The sequence below is a fragment of the Bacillus sp. 17RED48 genome (genome assembly GCF_019837545.1).
Classification (GTDB): domain Bacteria; phylum Bacillota; class Bacilli; order Bacillales; family Bacillaceae_G; genus Bacillus_A; species Bacillus_A wiedmannii.
The window spans coordinates 361,493-381,527 of sequence record NZ_JADAXG010000002.1; the positions used below are offsets into that span (position 1 = coordinate 361,493).

Here is a 20,035-nt window from a genome sequence, read left to right on the forward strand (position 1 = left end):
CTCATATTACCTTTTTCATATAATATGTGAGTTTTCTCTTAAAAGTTTCTATAATAAAAAAAACAAACGACTTGCACGGTCATTTGTTTAATTCATATATACTTTTCGTTTCTTCTATCATTTTAGTTAATGAGAAATATCTCTCTGCTTTCTCTCGTGCTTTCAGTCTAATACCATTCACCTTTTTCTCATTTCCTTGTAGTTCCTCAAGCGCACTTGCAAATACTGATTCGCAATATTCAGATAACAAAACACCTGATTCCCCATCTATTACCGCTTCATTTATTCCACCAACATCTATTGAAACAATCGGTGTTCCTGTAGCCATTGCTTCAATTACTACCATTGGAAACACTTCACGAAAAGATAATAAAAGTAGGGCATCCATATTTCCTATAAACCTATGCGGCTCTGAAATATTCCCTAACATCTTTACACTTTGCTGCAATCCATACTTTTCTATTTCTTTCATAATAGATTCTTTCTCTGGTCCATCACCAGCAATATAAAACAAAAAGTCATCTCTTTTTTTCAACACATTTGCAATTTTTACAAATAACTGATGGTTTTTCTCCTTGGATAGTCTAGCTAATATCCCTATTTTATAAATAGATTCTTTCTTTTTCTGCTGGAATAAAAACTTTTCAATATCCACACCGTTATAAATTGTCTTTATTTTCTCTTCTGCTACATGCATTGAAATTAAATTATTCTTTTCAAACTCACTTACTGTAATAATATTATTCACATATTTATTTATAAAATAACGAAAAAAAGTTGGCATTTTCTTTTCTAATATCGTTACATTATGTTTCGTATATACGACTTTTATCTTTTTTTTCATGAACTTTTGAATTAAAAAGGAATATAATACCATTCGAAAACTATTTGCATGAATAAGTTCTATCTTTCGTTTACAAATTTCTTTTCGTAAGTAATGAATATTTCTCAAATGATTCCATCGACTAAGTAACATGAAATTTTCTTTTCTAGTAAGAGACTCATATAGTTCTCCATCACCTGCAGCTGTATAAACCGTAAATTTCTCATCACGCAAATTGCTTTCCAATTTACAAAAATAACTCTCGGCTCCTCCAGTTATCAATTTATCTGTCATCAACAGTATATTCATAATTGCGTCTTCCCAACTACATTGATTTTATTTTTTCTATAGGCATGAAAAGCATACTTACTAAAATAGTAAAAGATTTGCACTGCATTCAGTCGTTTTTGTTCCCTTAATAATTTCCAATATCGAAAAGCCGCTTTAATTTTATTTCTCGAAACAGAATTTGCTACAATTCTATACTTCGCTAACACTTGCTGTATTCCTTTGGCTTCATGTCCTTCATCTAATAAGTTCAGCCATAACGCTGTATCTTCTGGCTGTACACTAGGCATTTCAATATGCGGAATTTTTTCACGATCAATCATTACTGTTAAACAACCGATAATTGTATTTCCTGCCAAACGATGATAGTCAACAAATTTTGGTACGTTCACTTCTCGATTTAGTTCATTACTGTTTTCATCGATTAAGCTATACGATGCATATGAAAAAGCCGCATTCATTTCTTCCATAAATAACAATTGCGTCTTCAATTTATGTGGCAACCATATATCATCGCTATCTAAAAAGGCAATATACCTTCCTCTCGCCTCTTCAATCGCTATATTCCGAGCTTTAGCAGCACCAACATTTTCTTTTAATGATAATAATCTAATACGCGAGTCCCCTTCTATTATCTCTTTAATTTTTGCAAGAGATTGGTCAGTTGAAGCGTCATCAACGATAATCATTTCCCACTCTTCATATGATTGATTCTGTACAGATAAAATCGTCTCACCTATAAATATACTATTATAAGAAGGTGTTATTACAGAAACATGAGGCGCCTTATTATGTGCTGATAGACATTTTACCATCTACCTTTCCCCTTCCTTCATATATTGAAATGTACTTCACAACCATTGCTAAAAATAAAAAGAACGCTTCGTTAATAATGAGTGACAATGACATCATCTGAAATAAAAATGCAATCATAGTCAATAAAAGATACGGTTTTTCACGAAACAAAGTATACTGCGTTAACTTGAACATTAATATGAATAAAAAAGCGCTATATAACAGAAAACCAATTGTACCCGATTCAGACAAAATTTCTAAAAATGTATTGTGTACATATAACTTTTCATTAAATTGAAACTCATAATAATTCGAAAAATTAAATGCACCGATTCCGATATATGGATTGGATAAATAATATTTAAAAGCAGCTTCCCATAATGTAAATCTACCACTTCCATTATCATGCGAAAAATCAGAAATTCGTTTATTCAATATGTCATCCAATTGGCCACCCATTACACTATTCGATAAACTAAAAATCACTACACCAAACAATAGTAAACTCATTATTATTTTTATTTTTTTTGCAAAACTAGATGTACATACATATACAAAAACGACAAGCACAAGTGCCAATATTCCTCCCCTTGAAAAAGTTAATAAACTTGTCGTAACACATAAAATCAATCCTAAAATGTTCGTCATATTATGTAGGTTTGTCATATAATACATAAAAAATATTGTATTATAAAAAATAAAAATGTTAGGATCATCTAGCAAACCAATTAATCTTGGATACCCTCTATCAACTAATAGTCCAGCAAAAATTTCTCTCTCTTCTCCACCGTACAATCCAAAGTGCTGTAAACCGACTATATACAGTATTAGGCTTACAACATTAAATATGAATCCTACATAAACAATAGATGATTCAAGTGTTGCTATTTCAACATTTCCTAATAAATTTCTCATTATAAAATAACACCCTAAAACAAGTAGCACACCAAGAATCATACGAATACTAGCATGTAAATATATAGAAAGAATTCCACTGTAACAATAGATGAAATAAAATAGCAAAAATACAACTTCATGAAAATATAGCTTTTGAATATGAAAGTTTTTAACTGTTAAACAAAAATATATAACTAAAAAAATCATATATATCTTCAGCGAAAATCCAATATATATGTTGTATTTACTTAACATGACAAATAATATTAAGAGCATAATCCATTTCATCGATATCTTTATATTATTTTCCATAGGCTATATCCCCTGTTTCGTAATATAATCCTTTTTGCGTGTTTTTCTTATAAACGAAAGAAGAAGTTTTTTCAACTCGTAATCATATAGGAATATACCAACTACTACGATTAACGTATTCAAAACGAGCGCAATGAAATGATATGTATGCAATATATATTGCACTCCAATAAAAGTTACGCCAAAATAAATTGTATACGGTATTACAATTTGGAATACAATTTTTTTCTTCACTACACTTACCGCTATATACCCAACTAAAGCCACAATTTCAAATAAAACCATAGCGTAAGCCGCTCCTATCACTCCACCAATACTACTAAAGCTATAAAGCATAATCCCACCTATCACTAATGCTATACATTGCACAACCGTTCTTTTATTTTGACGTCCACTCGTTGTTAAGCCGTCAGCTATAGCAATATTTAAACTTTGCAGCACAATGAGAAATGATAATATTTGGAGTGGCTCTACTGCATTTCTCCATTCCTCATGAAAAAATATAGAAATAAAGTATGGCGCTAAATGATATAAACTTATCGTCATACATATTCCCACAATCGCCATTGATTTTATTTGAAGTAAGTTTAATTTCGTATGCTCTTCTAAATTATTCTGATTATAATGCTTAAAGAGCACTGGATAAAATGCCCCTGCAATCACCCCTGGTACTTGATATAAAGCTGCTGGCATCCGATAAGCCACCGCGAAAACACCTACCATACTTAATGGCAATGTATAGTTAAGTAAGATAGGTGCTAATTGTGGCGTACTCATTATTAAAAAACCACTAATAATAAAAGGCGTCACTTGCCAAAACAACGCTTTATGAATTACGACTTTCATATTCATACTCGTCTTTCTTTTCATTACATATATGCTGAATACACCACCAATGATATAACCAAATCCATATAAACGCGCAGTTATATAAACTGGTAACTCTCCAAAAATACAAAAACATGTAATGATAATGACAACTGCTGCTGATACAACTTTAATAAGCGCTATATACTTCATACGCTCCGTCAGCTGAAAGTAGGCAATCCCTATATTTTGCCAAGTTAATCCTATTAACATGAAAAACATTACGTTTATCATCATGTAAATTAAATTTCTATCCGCATACATATAATGAATAGCAATATAGCCGATTATAGAAATAAAAATAAGTAAAATCATCCTTACTTTTATATACGACGATAAAATCGTCTCTAAGTCTACTCCATCTTTTGCGCCTTCTCGAAAAAACGTATTCGTAAGTCCTAAATCTGTAAAAAATAACATAACAAACGTCACTGCTATAGCAACACTAAACATCCCATAATTTTGTACATTAAAAAAATTTGCTAAAGCAATTAAACTCACAGCCTGAAGAAGATTAGCTAAAATCGTGCTATAAAATAGATGGATAATATTATTTAAAATAGATCTACCCATACCTGCTCTCCTTTGCAAGCAACCTACTTACATATATTTATCTTGCACCATTACCGTTCAATACTATTAAAACGGTTTTACATAAAATCCGAATGTCCATCTTAATCGTTTTCATTTCAATATACTCCATATCCAATTTCAACTTTTCTTTCGGATCAAGATTATATCCTCCATTTATTTGTGCCCATCCTGTTAACCCTGGCTTCACTATTAAACGATCCTTGAATTCTGGGATATACGTATCAAATTGTTTATAAAAATACTCTCTCTCTGGTCTTGGTCCGACAAAAGACATATCACCTTTTAAAATATTTAAAAGTTGCGGTAACTCATCAATTCTCGTTTTCCTTATAAACGATCCAACTTTAGTAATTCTTGGATCATTTTCATTTGCCCATTGTGGTCCATTTATTTCAGCATCTTTTACCATCGACCTTAATTTAAATACATTAAATTTCCTTCCATTAATCCCTAAACGTTCTTGAAAATAAATTGGAGCTCCTGCTGTTTCGAAAGCAATCATAATACAAAAGAACAACATAATTGGTAGCGTTAATAGTAACAATATGAGTGAAAATATAATATCAAACAAGCGTTTCATACTTCGATTCAAAATACTGGTCTTTTCTTGAGCCGGAATCGTATACAACTTGGCTTGATTTGTTTCACGAATCATAGATCGTTACCCCCACATTCAAGAATATAAAACTATACCTATTAATTCACATTCTTTCCTCTTTATATTTACTATCACTTTTTGCACCGTACGTAGGGAATCTTTTCTCTTTTTGACTGCTAAGACCACTCCATCGCATTTCCCTGCAATCATGTGCGTAGCAGGAAGCTCAAATACTTCAGAGGAATACAAGAAAATATAATCAAAATCTTCTTTCCACTTCGCAATTACATGATCAAATTCATCCGTAGCAACTAAAGGCGTTCCGGTGTGTACTGTTTTTTGGGCAGGAATACAATATAAGTATTTAGATAAATTACTAGAAAAAGATTCATAACTACAAGGGGAATCGTTTATTATATCGTTCACTGTTTTCGTATAATTGCTTTGTAATAGTAGATGTAGTTTAGGATCAGAAAAATTCACATCGATAAGTAACACCTTTTTTTTCATCTCTGCAAACACTAGCCCTAGATTTACTATAAGCGACGCGACAACACCTCTATCCTTCGTTGAAGTAACTGTGAACACTTGTTTCCCCGATTTTTTCAACTCGTGATACACCGTATAAAACTGCTCTTTCATTAGAGCATCATGCGGATTAAATGGCAGCTTTTTCTTTGTCTTAAACATCGACATGTTCACCTCGATATATAGATGATTGCGCATCAACTTCTGTAGATTTCTTTTTTCTATTCGGTTTCATATTTATGTGACCAATAACAGATACTGTTGTTATTTTCTCTAAATCTTGTTCCACGTATATACGCTCATCAAAATAATCTCGAAATACAGCTAAACCTATCCCAACAAAAAAGCTAACAATTAAAGAGATAGGAATGATAAGTTGCAATTTCGGAAACAACTTTTCAGCTTTTTCCTGTAACTCAGGGTCAGTTAATATTTTTATCCCCTGTACATTCGTATACTGTTGAAAGCTTTTTTGAGATTGTTCTGCCAATGACTTTACAATTTCTTTGACGATTGTAGGATCTGAATCTTTTACTGTAACAGTAACGATTTGAGAGTTGTCCATATTCACCACTGAAATTTTTTGTGCTAATTCATAAATTGATTGCTCTAATTTTAAATTTTTTTTAACCGTTGAAATAATGAGTGGACTTTTTAATATATCAACATACGACGTTACAAGTTGCTTATTTTCCTGTGTTTTATTCACCGCATTTTCCTTATTAAACCCATCTAAATTCCCAACGAGAATTTGCGTTGAATATTGATACGAAGGCTTTAATACATACATAGAAATAAGAATTAAAGAAACTGTTACACAACACATCGTCAAAATAATTGTTACTACTCTTCTTTTCAAGAGCTGCTGAAAATCCTTCATACTAATTTCTTGCTTCAATTATTTCACCGCCTTTGTTTGAATGACATCCTGTAACTCACTTTCTACAGATAGTCTTTTCTTTTCTAAATTCGATTGCTTTGTTATATACCTTCCGATCCTGAATGCGAATTTTTCTACAAACAAATAAGAAATAATTGCTAGTATAAACGAAAGAATGAGCGATAACATTAAAACAATAGGTAACGGAAATATTTCATGAAGCATATACACTAGGGAAAATAAAGATATGATGTGGTATAAATAAAGACTGTAAGAAATCTTCCCCAAATATAACAAGTATTTATTACGTAGCAAGGATGACAAAGTTGCTACTGACAAGCTTAATATGACAAATAAACATGCACTTATCGCTACTACGTAGTCTCGAAATATAAAATTATTAAGCAAATTAATTTCTCCAACAAGCCCTTCATACATATAAAGTAAAACCGCAAATAAAAACCATGCAATTTTCTCATTTTTAGTACGATTACTATAAAAAACTATTAAATTATTTTTATATTTCGCAACTAGTGCTCCTAGTAAAAACAGCACTGTGTAATGCAGAGTTAATGCATAACTAGTTAATGTTAAACTTGAGTGAAATAAAAATAAAATCACGACAGAACATATACTAAAACTAAACAATGACAATAATGAATACCTCAACGTTTTTCGTAAACAAACCATCAAAACTAACGGGAAAATTATTGATATTCGCATTTCATGAACAAGTGACCAAATTACGCCGTTATATGCATCTGTATTATATTTCCCAATCAATAAAATATGTTGCGCTATTAAGCTTAAAGAACTTTCAATCGTCCATGAGCGATTAAACCATTCACTTAAATTAGAAATACCATATTTACTCATTGTAGTCTGGCATAAAATAGCTATAATTATTGCTACGATATATGGAATATAGATTCTAGATATACGCTTTAAAAGGAATGATCCATAGCTATCGTAGTTTTTTTGAATGGATCTATACAAAACAAATCCACTCAAAACAAAAAAAATAATAACAGATTCGTTACCACTACTAAAAATTAGACGAGCAGGTGTTTCTTTTAATAGATAAATAACAAATGGTTTATTATCTTCATAACTGTAATTTTGAAATACTGAAAAAACCATTAAATGATGGCCAATCATTACTATCAATGAAGAAATTCCTCGTATAGAATCCAGTTCTTCATACCTATCCATCGTTTTACATCAACTCCTACTGAAATGATAATAATCATTTCAAAGCGACACCATTATTCATATTCCTCTCCTTTCTTTTCATTCCAATTTTTCATATTAAAATGATTTTATAGCGTAATTTTGAATGTATTGTAACATTTTTTGTAATATTATGAATAGTAAATCTTAAAAATTGATATATACCAATTACAACCTCGAAAAATGAATAATATTGACAGAAAAACACTATAAAAATATCTTGCATAGTTACAAAATTAAAGAAAGGAATAGAGTTTTTTCAATATAAAAAAAGATAGCCTTTAAAGGCTATCTTTTTTATTTTATTTAATTATTGGCACCACTATATGCTACATGTCGTTTCTCAATTCTTTCTTCAATTTCTTTCATATTTTCTTTATTATTTAATAGTGATTGTTTATTTTCAATTAATAATTGTTTAAAAGATTTTCTCACTTTTTTTCTCATTTTCATTGTCCTCCTTGGGGGATGGTTTATATAAAAGATAAGGAATTATCTGTGTGCCCTTATAATAATTGATTGTTGTGAATTCTATTTGAACTTCATATGAAAATTCCGTTTATTTTCTGACAACTTTGTGAACATGCAAAAATGCGATCATCCTAAAACCATTTTGAAATTGCTTCATTTCATTATAAAAGTTGCTATTGTCATCAACTTCTATCCATATATTTTGTCGAAACATTTATATATTTAAATTTGAGTTCGATATAATTTTATTTACTACGATACTGTTCGTAAAAACAAAAAGAGGGATGTTGTATAAGTCAAAGTTTGACTTATATAACATCCTTCTTTCAAAACTATTTATAGCATATTGATTAATATTTCAGGTCTTCCCCAATTCATTTCTTCACAAACGAATCTAAGTTTTTCTTCATCCATTGTGTGTAATCCTTCTTCTAGTGAACATGAAATTGGAACTTCACAGTGAATTTGTGCCAATTGTAATGAAATATTTAAGTTCTCTAAATCACTTTCAATCTTTGTGCGCTGCGCTTTCGTTAATTTTGCTACATTTTCTAGTACGGTTGCTACTGTTCCATGCTCTTGAATAAGTTTATACGCTGTCTTTTCGCCGATACCTTTTACACCTGGATAGTTATCACTCGTATCTCCCATAAACGCTTTCGCATGCACGATTTGCCACGGCTCTACGCCTTTTTCTTCCATGATTTTCTCTGGTGTGTAATATTCGTAATTTCCAATTCCTTTGCGCAAGAGCATAACTGTAACGTTCTTATCAACAAGCTGAAGTAAATCCGTATCACCTGTTAAAATATAAACTTCCGCTTCATTACAGTATTGTTTTGCAAGCGTACCAATACAATCATCCGCTTCATACCCTTTCATACCGATAACTGGAATAGACAATTTCGCAGTCATTTCTTGAACTAAATCAAATTGCGGAATTAATTCTTCAGGTGGTGCTACACGATTCGCTTTATAATTCGAGAACGATTCTGTTCTAAATGTCGTACTACCCATATCCCAGCATGTTACGATATGTGTCGGTTCAATTGCTTGCATAGCTGTTAATAAATGTTTCATATAACCATGAATCCCGTTTGTAGGGGTACCATCTTGTCTTTTCATAAATTGTCCGTAGACACTTGTTGCGTAAAAAGCACGAAATAATAGTGCCATACCATCAACTAATAATACTTTTTTCATAATCCCTCTCCTACCAAAAAAAATAATAACCCCACGTCATCACGTAAGGTTATATAAATAGATTACCATTCTACGTTTTTTCAACTTTGTCTATTATACATTGTTTTTGTATATTTAGCATCATTTACACATTAAGACGTTCTACTACAACAAGTATGAAGAATTCCTGTATACGTATTTTTCCCAGTCGAAACAACTACAGCCTTTGCATTTCCGCCAACAATATGAGTCCCTTTGAAACATACGTTTTCAAGTTCAAGTGGATTATAGTCTTTCATTCGTTTTAAAGGAATAAATCGTTTACGCTCAAGGTGATAGCAACTTTCAAATTTCTCAATACTTGCATCTTTTCCTGTTAGCACGGATTCATTTACTAATAAATCATTCGCGTAAATGATACGTACATCTGCCGGTACTGTATCACCTTCTGAAAGAAAAATCATATCCCCAGGAACAAGCTCTTGTACTGGCACATTCATCATTTTTAATTCACCGTTTAAACCAGTTACACTAGAACATTCTACTCGAGACACAGTAATTTTCTCACATTGTAATCCATCACGCACATGTTGTTTTGAAAAACCTGGAATCATTCCACTTAGCTTCATCATTACTTCCGCAATACGCGCTCTTTTTGAAATTAATTCGTTTCGGCCGTATACTTGAATGCGTTTTTGTGCCTCTTTCATAGATAATCCGTCTCTTGTTGTTTTAAAATACGCAAATACAGATTTTACATCTCTCGTTGCGATTTCAATTAATAAATCTTTATTTTTTTGAAGCATTGTTTGTTCTTTCATTGATTTTTTACTTAATTTATATGACGTGTTACCCACAGTTTTGTTTGCATATAACATATTATCGTCTCCTCCTGTACAACATAGGAAGAAACGCTTTGTTTCTCAATTTATCCACTTTACCGTAACAGTGTCTAGCGCTTAAACATGCATATAAACGCTACATTATGATAAATATAGAGGGAGGAACAAGTCGTTTCCTGCCTACATCATATATTTTTGATTTGAAGTATATGGGTAACGGAACCGAGTCAGAATTTGACATGCTCCTCACCTCCTCGTTTAATTTTATAGTTTATACTATGAATTTACTCATAGCTTTGTAACAAAAAGACCCTTACTCCGAAAAGAGTAAAGGTCATGACATACACAAATAAACGATTCCTAAACAATTAGAAATCTACGGACCTCTCCCTCGCCGAGTTTTAGCACTGTATAGCATAGGTACATTACCAGCTACGTTAAGAAAAACCTTAATTCGATCATTCCTGTTGACCCATTGGCGTCTCTCGACATTTTTGGGCAGTAGCATTTCTCTATACAGGAGCCTCACCTAACAGAGACTTATTTTTATTACATAGAAAATGTTACTCTTATTTAAAATAGATGTCAACAGTAGCCTACAATTTTTTCGAAATGTATGGCGAACTAACGTATATAAAATAAAAAACTTCACGTTTAAACGTAAAGTTTTTAATAAGTTATACAACCAGCAATTACAATCCCAATGGAAAGTGATAAAAACATAAGAAAAAGACCGACTGCTTGGTTATCTTCTTCAAGACTTTTATTTATATTAAAGCGTGGTGTAAGCCACTCAGCTAAATAAAAGACGATAATTTGAGCCAAAATCCCAACAGCTCCCCATGAAACCATATCAAGAAGTGAAATGGAATTAGCTGCTGTCGAATATAAAACAATAGCTAACCCAAGTAATCGTCCTCCAAGTACATAGCTTACCGCCTTATTTCCTTGGGCCATTAACTTAAATTCTTTTACTTTCGTTGTCACTTCCATGAGAAACAGACCAATGCATAAAAGGCCCAGTGTTACTGCTAAATATAATAAAAAATTAATCATATACTTTCCTCCTTTTTTATACCTACCGGTAAATAGTACGATTCATTCCCCGTAATTTTTTCCCCAGCGCGAATACCGATACTACTCGCTTTTCCAGCAATTAAAAACGAACCAAACACATACGACAGTTTCTCCATCCCTTTCTCAGTTTCCAAAGATACGACTGGAAGTTCTGTATACTTTTGAAATATCGGCAGTGACGCTTTATACGTTTGGTGTGCATTTTGAATCATAATATTTTCGTCCTTATCGCGAACGGTAATTGTGTCTCCTTCTCTACCAAATGAAGGTTTTTGAACGAAAGAGCCTTTTCCTAAAAATAAATCTGGTTCTAAATATGTAGGTAACATATATTCTTTAATCCACTGTTGTTCCTCATTTGTATAAAAGGCCTTTTCTTCTGCTAACCCCCAAATAAGACACTGAATTGATTTTGGCTGAAGCAAAAATGCTGACAAAGGATTTATTATAAAAAGCTTTCCGGCTTTTACAAGTTGCAACAGTTCCACACCTACGAAGTCTCCTGTTTCAGGATCTTGATCCTCAATTAAATCTTCTATCGGATATGTTTGGCGATATAAAATATCAATCTGTACTCCATCCCTATCCACTAAAGCATCTTTTGTAATTCTAAGTTCTGACATTGGCACTACTTTATTTTCAACATGGCATAACTGACTCAAATACATAGTCGTATTCCAATCCTCAATATGTTCATGATGTGCTGTAAAAACAACATTTGGGTTATCTATTCCCTTTGTCGCTTCCATTACAGCCTTTGTAACACCAGAAGATAGTAATCGTTCTTGACCCAAGTTTGGATCATCATAGCCTAGTTTTCCACAAACTTTTCCATTCATTTGAAAGCATTCCATAATAAAAGTTGGTGTATCACTATTAAACTCAAGCATTTTAATTTGGTTATCATTTGTTAAAACGAAATCAAATCGTGAAATAACAGATTCAGGATATAATCCTTTCATTCTAATAAACGATAAGCTTGCAGGAGGATACCCAAGTTCAAGAAGCTGTTCGTCACTTAAATTCCGCAAAAGTTTAGCAGTCTTAAAAAATATTTTCCCCATTCGTTCAGTTGCTAATTGCAATTGTTTCATAGTCTGATTTGTTATAAAAAAAACATGAAACAAACTATACTCACATTCATATAAATCCGACCAAAAATTCGGATATTTCGAGTAAAATTCTTTTCGATCCCTTATGTATTGCGACATATGTTAGCCCCCAAATCCTCCCTTTGAACCGCTTCCAATTCCACCTTTAAATTCCGCAGACGATTGATAAGATTTAAACGCCGATGAATTTTTAAAAGTGGATTTATTTTGATAGTAACTCCCACCATAAAAATAATGCCCACGATAACCTGACCTACTATCATCACACTGCCATACCCCAAGTTCATCATCCCAATCCCAATCTGAACAACTATTATCATTCGGTTTTGGGGGAAGATCTTGCTCGCAGCCAAATAAGGTGCCAGTCATTAAAGACGTTACGACACCACCTACTAGCCATTTCGTTTTCGTCACCTTCGCACTCCCCTTTTTAAATTCTATTCCTATTATATAAGATAGCATGATAAAGTAGAAGAAAAAGGAAGAAGAGGGATAAAATGCGCTTAGAATATCGACTTAATGATGAAACGAAAAGGTATCCTGCTTTATGGAACTACGCAAATATTTCTAATTCTGAAATCATCGCACGCATGACGTGTGAATATTTTATAAAAGATAACAAGACATATGTTGTTACTGCAACTTCAGTAGATCCAGACGGAACAGCAGTTATATATATTCAAAAAGAAGAGTTTGCAAATGACCCTTCAGATCCTACATACTCTCACATCGGTTTTGAGGTTAGAGAACTAAGTGAAACGAGTTCTAGCATAATAGATCGGAAAGATGTATGGAACTATGAAGAAATTTTGCCATCTCTTCATTCAGACCTTATATATATTCAGCACGACGGCATGCATATGGAGTTCGCTTTAGATTCAAGAGAGATTGATGAAGATAGAAGGTGCTATATTTATTATGGAAACTTCACAGGTGAATCCAGATAAAACAAATATATTTATGCAACAAAAAAACCTTACGTATAAAACGTAAGGTTTTTATATAGCCCCACATATGCCGTTCTCTCTAGATGTCCATAAACCTGCTCTCACAGGTGGATGCTCTCACAAATGTTTGTAACTTCCTTCTTAAAAAGACGGCTTGTTAGCTACATTTAAATATTGAACTTCCATATTAAACTTATTGGTTTAAGACATGCATAAGCTACGTACACCGTAGGAATTTTATATAATGTTAGTTGAAATAAGACCCCCGCACGTGCCGCTCCTCGTAAATGTCCAAAAACCCGCTACTCGCAGGTGGATGCCCTCACAGTTACCGTACATCTTCCTCCACAAGGAAGGCTTGATGATGGTCGCTAAATATTGAGCTTCCGTATAACTAACATCGGTTTTAGACATAAATAAGTTACGTACACCGCAGGATGTATTATTTACTTGTCGTTATATTATCACATTGTTTCCAATGTGTAAAATACAAAGTTTTTCGAGCAATTTCTTGCTTGTGACCTTATTTTAATACAAATTATTTTTGCATGCAAGTGATTAATCTTCTTCTTTTGCAATTTGATTTTCTGGATAAGAAATCCAATCACTCCAGCTACCTGCATACAATTTAACATTTTGGAATCCAGCTAATTTCAATGCAAGGATATTTGGACATGCTGTAACACCAGAACCACAATATACAATTGTTTCCTTATCTTTCAAAAGATTTCGGAATCGTTCTTGTTGCCCAGCTTCATTCTTAAATTGTCCTGATTGTACAATTCCATCCTTCCAAAAATAGTTTACTGCTGTCGGAATATGTCCTGCTTTTGGATCAACTAGTTCCTCTACACCAGCATAACGTTTTGGCTCTCTAGAATCAATTAACGTAACATCTGCACCTGCATGAATATTCTCTCTCACCGTTTCCATCGTTACAAGCATATGATCTTGTACATTTGCTTTGAATGTTTTTCGTATAGCAACAGGAATTTCCTTTGTTATCGGTAGTCCATTCTCTTTCCAAGCTGGAAATCCACCATCTAATATATATACTTTCTCATGTCCTACATAGTTTAATAACCACCAGAGACGAGAAGCATTTGCACCCGCTTGACTGTCATATGCAATTACTGTCGTATGTTCACCAATACCAGCTTGTGAAAGCTTGTCTGCAAACTCCTCAATATTCGGCAATGGATGGCGACCACCATGTTCTGTTACAGGACTTGATAAATCTAAATTTAAATCAAAATATAACGCATGAAGAATATGTTCTTCCTCATACTTTTCTCTACCCCAATTAGGATTCGCTAAATCAAAACGACAATCGATTATACGGACATTCTCATCCTCTATATGCTCACGTAACCATTCGACTGTAACTATCATCTTTAACGACCTTCTTTCTCTTGCAAACGACTTACATACTCCATAACCATTTCTTCCGTAACAAATTTACGTTGCAGTGTAACACCATTTTTTGCAAGATCATTAATTTGCTTTGTTACAACATTAATGATATCAACCGAAAATTCTTTCCCCTTTGACGCAAGAGATACGGCTGCTTCAATAGCTGCTTCACGCTGCGCATCTAATTGTAAACATGCTTTTACACTTTCATTTTGTTTACGAGAATGTGCTGTAATTGCTTTATGTACTTCCATCTTCTCTTCCCCCTAAATAAGTTATACGTTCTTATTCAATTCCATTGCAAGCCGAATCATATCACGACATACAATCCCATTTTCAATAATCTCTTCTTCATAATGCTTTGAAAAGTAATCAAAATCAATAGAAAAAATACGAAATCCACATTTTTGATATAAAGCAAGTTGTGAAACACTAGAATTGCCTGTACCAACTTCAAGTTTTGACATACCATATCCTTTAGCAGTTTCTACGGCATGACTTAATAGCTGCTTTCCAATCCCTTTTCCTTGCAAATGCTCTACAACTGCAATATTCATAATTTCCATCGTCTTCGGCCTTGTTTCCAAAAGAACATATACACCGACAACTCTCTCCTCTTGCTTAGCTACATATGTTAACCCTCTTTGTACATATGCATCAATTTGCTGCTCACTTGGATCAGCAAGCAATAGTAAAGGTTTCGGTATAGCTTCTTTCGAAATATACTCTATTACTACACACATAAAAAACTCCCCTTTCTCTATTGTTCTAAACCCTCCTTGTCTACCATAAATAATAGAAAGGAGGGATTCACCATGGACAACAATGAGAAAAAATGCAACGTCATCTCTATTGATGGAAAGAAGAAGAAAAGCGACACGTATTCCTACCCAAAATTAGTAGTAGAAAACAAAACATATGAATTTTCTTCATTCGTCTTATGCGGTGAAACACCAGACGGCCGACGCCTCGTTCTTACTCATATGATTTCTACAGATGAATTTGCTGGGTTTGTCAAATCTTTAGATACAGTATTGCAAAAGAAAATCGAACGAATCTTTTTCTCATAACGACTATATCACATAAATTTCTTTTTCAATCTCTACTAACTGCTTTTGCAACTGTTCTTTACTTTGTTCATATAGTGATACATCAATTGTTTCAGCCAATGCAAATAATACACTTTCATAATAATTCATCACATCTTGCTGCATCACTTTTTGGAATAAGTTCCATTTCAAATCCCACTCTTGCTTATAATGATGAACAAATAAATCTTTTTCATCAGCTACATAGTTTGATACGAAGGGCTCTAATACAACTTTAGCCTCTTCTTGCATGAAAGCTTTATCATTCTTTTCAAAAAAGCTTTTTTCATTTTTAAAATGCGCTAGTGCTTTTTTGAAATCTTTTATTTCAACTGAAGGGAAAGGTTCTTTATGTGCAATATCTTTATATTTATAATCCACTGTTCCACTCATAGAAATTGATTCATTTTCTACTTTACAGTTCACCACAATTTCATTCTTTGCACGCTTCATCGCTTCATCTATCCATTTTTCAAGGCGTAATGATGTCGCACGCATTTCTTGTAATAAATCATGCTGAATAAATGCTACTAATTCCATAACGCACTGTTGCAACTGCACTTTCACATTCCCATCCGTTCGCAGCGATGCTGGATTAATAAATTCAGTAAACACATCGTTATAGCGTAGGAATAGACGCTGTTGCACGTAATAAAGCAATTCTTTCACTTCATTTTGCATCGCCTGCTCTTCAGCGAGCACACTATATGATGAAATAATATGAAGTAGCTGATCACGCTCTGCTTCATATTTTTTCGTTTGCTTCTCTTTCTCTTCATTCCCCTGCTTTGCACCGTTTATCATATTTACTAAAAGCTGATCTGCTCCTTGCAATGTACCATATAAAGCATGAACAGATACGAGCATTAAATCTCTCATCATAAAGGATGTAAATGATTCCTCGAACTTAACAATCCCAGAGTTTTGTAAAATACCGTACTTCTCTTTTTCAATATTCTTTCCTTGCTTCTCTTCAAGTGCACATAAACTTGAAATTGCAAATAAACGCGGATTTCTAATACCGTATTGCAGTAGCTGGTCTGCGATATAACCTTTTACCATTTCAAGTTCTTCTTCAGACTCTGCTAAATCGGCCGCATTTATTAAAAAGAACATTTTATCAAGTGCAAAAGTATCCTTTACACGACCAAGCTGGATTAAGAATTCACGGTCAGCACGAGAGAACACATGATTATAATACGTTACAAATAAAATAGCATCTGCGTTTTTAATATACTGGAACGCAACGTCCGTATGGCGGGCGTTAATAGAATCCGCTCCAGGTGTGTCTACAAGCGCTACTCCTTGCCTTGTTAAAGCACAATCATAATAAAGCTCCATGTACTCAACAAAACATGATTTTTCTTCATTCGCTACATAATCAGAAAACTCTTCTAATGTAACTTGTACCTGCTCGCCTAAATGAGCAGAAACCGTATCATACCCTTTTTGTACCGCTCGTAAAAAGCTAAATGTTGTTTTTTGCTTCCCAGTTGGTGAAGGATATTTCATAACTTTATCAATTTGTGCTAACGCTTCATCTAACGTAGTAATCTCATAATGAAACAACTTATAAACAGCTTTCATATCTTCTAATAGAGCTTGCTTTGATTTGAATTGAACCATTACTGTTCCGTGTGGTTTTTCCTCTGTAACCGGCAAAATTTGATTAATCGTTGCCGTCGTCGGATTTGGTGATACAGGAAGTACATTCCCACCAAGCAGTGCATTAGCAAATGATGATTTCCCAGCACTAAAAGCTCCGAATAACGCTACTGTAAATTGTTTCGTTTCCACACGACGCCTTTTTTCTATTACCTCTTGCTGTACATGTTTCAGCGCTGGCAATGGCTCTAATATCGTTTCAGCTTTCTTCACTTTCTCTAATATACGCTGAATATTTAAAGCTGCCGTTCCTTTTATCTCTTCCTCACGAGCCATTACGTGATCGTTTACGCTTTCCTGCTCTTGTAGTGTGAATTTCTCACTAACAATTTGTGTTTTACTTTGCAATATCTCCTCTATTTGCAAGCCTTCTGGTGTAGCAACACGCTCGTGCCAAACATTTTGCAAATAACTTTCATATGTCTCTAAATTGTTACTGTATTGCAATTGCGTTTCTTTTGCCGTTTGCAACATCGTATATTTTTCAATCTCTTCTTCAATGCGTGCAACTGCTTCCTTCACCTTTTGCTTTAAAACGACTGCACTTTTATCAAAAATTTGCTGCGCTTTTGTAAAATAACGTTTCTTCAGTTCATTCGCTACATCCGCTGTATAAAGAAGTAAGTAATCCCCTGTGAAACCTGCACCTTGTTTAATGACTTCAGCTAACATTTCTGGTCCAAAAGCAATTTCTAAAGCATATATGTCTTTCCCAATTTCCTCTGTGAACAATCCTTCTTCTTTTAAGAAGGCAACAATAAATTCTTTCACATGAAAATCAAGTTGCGTTTCAACAGTCTTTTGCAAAGCAGAATAAAAAGCATCTAAACGTCTCTGTTTTTCTTGCTCCGTCTTTCCTTTCGCAAACAGCAAACCGACCTTAAATTTTGTTAATTTCGTTTCTAAATACACATTTGCCAATTCTCTCATTTCAAATGGCATTAAATACGCGTTATCTAATATAGCTTGTAAGCCTTTTATAAATTCGTTTCTCACATGAGATTCTTTACTAGCCTCGCATTGTTTAGTTTCCGTTAGCTCTTCTTTCTTTTCAACTATCTCTGAAATAGAAAGCGGCGATGCTAGCTCTTCCTCATATTTCAAAAGAGCTTTTTCATTTTCTGAAAGAATAAACGAGAAATGTTCCCCCATTAAATATTCTGTTTCTCGCTCCATTCCATCTCTTACATACTGCACTTTTTCTTTCATAATAGAAGTAATTAATGTTTCTAAGCTCCCAATTTCATTATGTGTATGGTTCATCATTCGCAATGAAGTATAATACACTCCATCTACTTCAATATCCCAGTTAGAGAACGATTGTTTTACACTATCTTTATAATCCTCAAACGATAATTCATTTTCTTTATGTTTATCTATTTGATTTACAACTAGATAAACCGTTTTATTACGTTGTTTCAATTCTTTAACAAATTGCAAATTCACTTCCGATTGGACGTGATTATAATCCATCATATAAAAAATTACGTCTGCTAGATGCAGCGTTGATTCTGTCGCTAATTGATGGGCATCATCTGTTGAATCAATCCCTGGTGTATCAACTAACATAACACCCTCAGGAATTGGCGCATCATTCCGATAAATATGAACACCAATTACCTCATCACCGTCTTTACAAATTTGTTTTAATTCTTCCGCTGAATATGCACCATCATATTCGTACTGTTCTCCAGATTTAACTGTTACAACAACACGATCCATTCCTTTTTCAATTTTGACAACGTTAGCGCTTGTCGGAATTGGACTTGTTGGTAACAACTGCGCTTTATATAGATGATTCATCATCGTTGATTTCCCTGCAGAGAAGTGACCGCAGAACGCTATCATAAGCTGTTCTTGTTTATATTTTTGAATCACCTCAAACAACTTTACACTATTCTCTGCATCGCCGTGTTTTTGCCACTCTTCATAAAAACAAACAAGTTTTTTCATACCGTTTGTCTGTACTATGTTTGTCATCCCCTTGTTCCCCTTTATCCAAGATGTATATACTTTTTCCCGCTATTTGCGAGCTCATAATCATCAGGAGATACATCCCCTCATCGATTACAGTTTCACTTTACTATCATACTAAATTTTCAGCATATTCTCATTAAAAATAAAAAATCCCTTTCATTCTTTTTACAGATGAAAGGGATTTTATGTCATATCACTCATTTTGCTGTTCCTACTCCATTTAAAACATACTTTGCAATAACTGCATATACAGCGACTGTACCTGCTACTAATGCGTATACCATACTCATGCACCAACCTTTTTGATAATGATTATCACTTTTGAATACATTTTATCATTAAAGAGAATCATTATCAACACTTTTCATAAAGAAAGCCCCTTATAAGAAGGAGCTTTACTGCCTGTTTTGAAGAAGGTTAAAACTTGTTGTGCACTCTTATTATATCTC

The 20,035-nt window shown here is 33.4% G+C and carries 20 protein-coding genes, 2 other RNA genes and 1 riboswitch; of the genes, 2 read left to right on the top strand and 20 right to left on the bottom strand.

What is annotated here, in order from left to right:
* Positions 1 to 79: 79 nt before the first annotated feature.
* The 14 genes from ILT06_RS08465 to ILT06_RS08530 form a co-directional block, all read right to left on the bottom strand.
* Positions 80 to 1,132 carry a glycosyltransferase family 4 protein gene (locus tag ILT06_RS08465; protein ID WP_064476578.1) on the bottom strand — a complete coding sequence of 351 codons (1,053 nt, stop codon included), beginning with the start codon at positions 1,130 to 1,132 and terminating at the stop codon, positions 80 to 82.
* Positions 1,129 to 1,926, bottom strand: coding sequence for a glycosyltransferase family 2 protein (locus ILT06_RS08470; RefSeq protein ID WP_088048417.1), 798 nt, complete (start codon positions 1,924 to 1,926; stop codon positions 1,129 to 1,131). The genes ILT06_RS08465 and ILT06_RS08470 overlap by 4 nt, the downstream gene beginning before the upstream one ends.
* Positions 1,901 to 3,115, bottom strand: a complete 1,215-nt coding sequence (locus ILT06_RS08475) for an O-antigen ligase family protein (RefSeq protein ID WP_064476580.1) — start codon at positions 3,113 to 3,115, stop codon at positions 1,901 to 1,903. Before ILT06_RS08475 ends, ILT06_RS08470 begins: the two co-directional genes overlap by 26 nt.
* Positions 3,116 to 3,118: 3 nt before the next feature.
* A complete protein-coding gene (locus tag ILT06_RS08480) occupies positions 3,119 to 4,555 on the bottom strand; it encodes an oligosaccharide flippase family protein (RefSeq protein WP_222655014.1) in 1,437 nt (478 codons plus the stop codon).
* Positions 4,556 to 4,592: 37 nt separating this feature from the next.
* Positions 4,593 to 5,231: a sugar transferase gene (locus tag ILT06_RS08485; RefSeq protein WP_064476582.1), complete on the bottom strand. Its 639-nt coding sequence runs from the start codon at positions 5,229 to 5,231 to the stop codon at positions 4,593 to 4,595.
* 18 nt (positions 5,232 to 5,249) lie between these two features.
* Positions 5,250 to 5,870, bottom strand: coding sequence for a CpsD/CapB family tyrosine-protein kinase (locus tag ILT06_RS08490; RefSeq protein ID WP_064476583.1), 621 nt, complete (start codon positions 5,868 to 5,870; stop codon positions 5,250 to 5,252).
* The gene (locus tag ILT06_RS08495) at positions 5,857 to 6,600 is read right to left on the bottom strand and encodes a YveK family protein (protein ID WP_064476584.1); all 744 of its coding nucleotides are present in this window, start codon (positions 6,598 to 6,600) and stop codon (positions 5,857 to 5,859) included. Before ILT06_RS08495 ends, ILT06_RS08490 begins: the two co-directional genes overlap by 14 nt.
* Positions 6,601 to 7,794, bottom strand: a complete 1,194-nt coding sequence (locus tag ILT06_RS08500; protein ID WP_064476585.1) for an acyltransferase family protein — start codon at positions 7,792 to 7,794, stop codon at positions 6,601 to 6,603.
* 324 nt (positions 7,795 to 8,118) lie between these two features.
* Positions 8,119 to 8,259: an FbpB family small basic protein gene (locus ILT06_RS08505; RefSeq protein WP_046955196.1), complete on the bottom strand. Its 141-nt coding sequence runs from the start codon at positions 8,257 to 8,259 to the stop codon at positions 8,119 to 8,121.
* Positions 8,260 to 8,619: 360 nt separating this feature from the next.
* Positions 8,620 to 9,486: a 5'-3' exonuclease gene (locus ILT06_RS08510; RefSeq protein WP_222655015.1), complete on the bottom strand. Its 867-nt coding sequence runs from the start codon at positions 9,484 to 9,486 to the stop codon at positions 8,620 to 8,622.
* A gap of 131 nt (positions 9,487 to 9,617) precedes the next feature.
* Positions 9,618 to 10,343, bottom strand: a complete 726-nt coding sequence (locus ILT06_RS08515) for a P-type ATPase actuator domain-containing protein (RefSeq protein ID WP_000964966.1) — start codon at positions 10,341 to 10,343, stop codon at positions 9,618 to 9,620.
* Between the two features lie 342 nt (positions 10,344 to 10,685).
* A riboswitch (M-box (ykoK) riboswitch) is annotated at positions 10,686 to 10,851 on the bottom strand.
* A gap of 125 nt (positions 10,852 to 10,976) precedes the next feature.
* Positions 10,977 to 11,363: a DUF350 domain-containing protein gene (locus ILT06_RS08520; RefSeq protein WP_000606860.1), complete on the bottom strand. Its 387-nt coding sequence runs from the start codon at positions 11,361 to 11,363 to the stop codon at positions 10,977 to 10,979.
* Positions 11,360 to 12,595 carry a glutathionylspermidine synthase family protein gene (locus ILT06_RS08525; RefSeq protein ID WP_064476588.1) on the bottom strand — a complete coding sequence of 412 codons (1,236 nt, stop codon included), beginning with the start codon at positions 12,593 to 12,595 and terminating at the stop codon, positions 11,360 to 11,362. The genes ILT06_RS08520 and ILT06_RS08525 overlap by 4 nt, the downstream gene beginning before the upstream one ends.
* A gap of 3 nt (positions 12,596 to 12,598) precedes the next feature.
* Positions 12,599 to 12,910 carry a hypothetical protein gene (locus ILT06_RS08530; protein WP_064476589.1) on the bottom strand — a complete coding sequence of 104 codons (312 nt, stop codon included), beginning with the start codon at positions 12,908 to 12,910 and terminating at the stop codon, positions 12,599 to 12,601.
* An 83-nt stretch (positions 12,911 to 12,993) separates the two neighbouring features.
* On the opposite strand from ILT06_RS08530, the gene ILT06_RS08535 reads away from it, so the two are divergent.
* On the top strand, positions 12,994 to 13,443 hold the full coding sequence (locus tag ILT06_RS08535; protein WP_222655016.1) for a hypothetical protein: 450 nt from the start codon (positions 12,994 to 12,996) through the stop codon (positions 13,441 to 13,443).
* Between the two features lie 54 nt (positions 13,444 to 13,497).
* On the opposite strand, the gene ssrS (ILT06_RS08540) is transcribed toward ILT06_RS08535, so the two are convergent.
* From ssrS (ILT06_RS08540) to ILT06_RS08560, 5 genes are all read right to left on the bottom strand, one after another.
* A non-coding RNA gene (ssrS, locus tag ILT06_RS08540) (6S RNA) lies at positions 13,498 to 13,681 on the bottom strand.
* Positions 13,682 to 13,702: 21 nt separating this feature from the next.
* Positions 13,703 to 13,885: non-coding RNA, 6S RNA (gene ssrS, locus ILT06_RS08545), on the bottom strand.
* 116 nt (positions 13,886 to 14,001) lie between these two features.
* Positions 14,002 to 14,835 (bottom strand): sulfurtransferase, encoded by an 834-nt coding sequence (locus ILT06_RS08550; RefSeq protein WP_064476590.1) that lies wholly within the window; start codon positions 14,833 to 14,835, stop codon positions 14,002 to 14,004.
* A 2-nt stretch (positions 14,836 to 14,837) separates the two neighbouring features.
* Positions 14,838 to 15,110, bottom strand: coding sequence for a YpbS family protein (locus ILT06_RS08555; RefSeq protein ID WP_000451806.1), 273 nt, complete (start codon positions 15,108 to 15,110; stop codon positions 14,838 to 14,840).
* A gap of 21 nt (positions 15,111 to 15,131) precedes the next feature.
* A complete protein-coding gene (locus ILT06_RS08560; protein WP_048561317.1) occupies positions 15,132 to 15,599 on the bottom strand; it encodes a GNAT family N-acetyltransferase in 468 nt (155 codons plus the stop codon).
* Between the two features lie 72 nt (positions 15,600 to 15,671).
* On the opposite strand from ILT06_RS08560, the gene ILT06_RS08565 reads away from it, so the two are divergent.
* Positions 15,672 to 15,926, top strand: coding sequence for a DUF3931 domain-containing protein (locus ILT06_RS08565; RefSeq protein WP_000369740.1), 255 nt, complete (start codon positions 15,672 to 15,674; stop codon positions 15,924 to 15,926).
* Between the two features lie 3 nt (positions 15,927 to 15,929).
* On the opposite strand, the gene ILT06_RS08570 is transcribed toward ILT06_RS08565, so the two are convergent.
* Positions 15,930 to 19,589, bottom strand: a complete 3,660-nt coding sequence (locus ILT06_RS08570) for a dynamin family protein (protein WP_222655017.1) — start codon at positions 19,587 to 19,589, stop codon at positions 15,930 to 15,932.
* Positions 19,590 to 20,035: the final 446 nt, after the last annotated feature.

Coding starts and splice junctions, on each gene's coding strand:
- ILT06_RS08465 (WP_064476578.1), bottom strand. CDS start 1,132: ATGAATATACTGTTGATGACAGATAAATTGATAACTGGAGGAGCCGAG.
- ILT06_RS08470 (WP_088048417.1), bottom strand. CDS start 1,926: ATGGTAAAATGTCTATCAGCACATAATAAGGCGCCTCATGTTTCTGTA.
- ILT06_RS08475 (WP_064476580.1), bottom strand. CDS start 3,115: ATGGAAAATAATATAAAGATATCGATGAAATGGATTATGCTCTTAATA.
- ILT06_RS08480 (WP_222655014.1), bottom strand. CDS start 4,555: ATGGGTAGATCTATTTTAAATAATATTATCCATCTATTTTATAGCACG.
- ILT06_RS08485 (WP_064476582.1), bottom strand. CDS start 5,231: ATGATTCGTGAAACAAATCAAGCCAAGTTGTATACGATTCCGGCTCAA.
- ILT06_RS08490 (WP_064476583.1), bottom strand. CDS start 5,870: ATGTCGATGTTTAAGACAAAGAAAAAGCTGCCATTTAATCCGCATGAT.
- ILT06_RS08500 (WP_064476585.1), bottom strand. CDS start 7,794: ATGGATAGGTATGAAGAACTGGATTCTATACGAGGAATTTCTTCATTG.
- ILT06_RS08505 (WP_046955196.1), bottom strand. CDS start 8,259: ATGAGAAAAAAAGTGAGAAAATCTTTTAAACAATTATTAATTGAAAAT.
- ILT06_RS08510 (WP_222655015.1), bottom strand. CDS start 9,486: ATGAAAAAAGTATTATTAGTTGATGGTATGGCACTATTATTTCGTGCT.
- ILT06_RS08515 (WP_000964966.1), bottom strand. CDS start 10,343: ATGTTATATGCAAACAAAACTGTGGGTAACACGTCATATAAATTAAGT.
- ILT06_RS08520 (WP_000606860.1), bottom strand. CDS start 11,363: ATGATTAATTTTTTATTATATTTAGCAGTAACACTGGGCCTTTTATGC.
- ILT06_RS08525 (WP_064476588.1), bottom strand. CDS start 12,595: ATGTCGCAATACATAAGGGATCGAAAAGAATTTTACTCGAAATATCCG.
- ILT06_RS08535 (WP_222655016.1), top strand. CDS start 12,994: ATGCGCTTAGAATATCGACTTAATGATGAAACGAAAAGGTATCCTGCT.
- ILT06_RS08550 (WP_064476590.1), bottom strand. CDS start 14,835: ATGATAGTTACAGTCGAATGGTTACGTGAGCATATAGAGGATGAGAAT.
- ILT06_RS08555 (WP_000451806.1), bottom strand. CDS start 15,110: ATGGAAGTACATAAAGCAATTACAGCACATTCTCGTAAACAAAATGAA.
- ILT06_RS08560 (WP_048561317.1), bottom strand. CDS start 15,599: ATGTGTGTAGTAATAGAGTATATTTCGAAAGAAGCTATACCGAAACCT.
- ILT06_RS08565 (WP_000369740.1), top strand. CDS start 15,672: ATGGACAACAATGAGAAAAAATGCAACGTCATCTCTATTGATGGAAAG.
- ILT06_RS08570 (WP_222655017.1), bottom strand. CDS start 19,589: ATGACAAACATAGTACAGACAAACGGTATGAAAAAACTTGTTTGTTTT.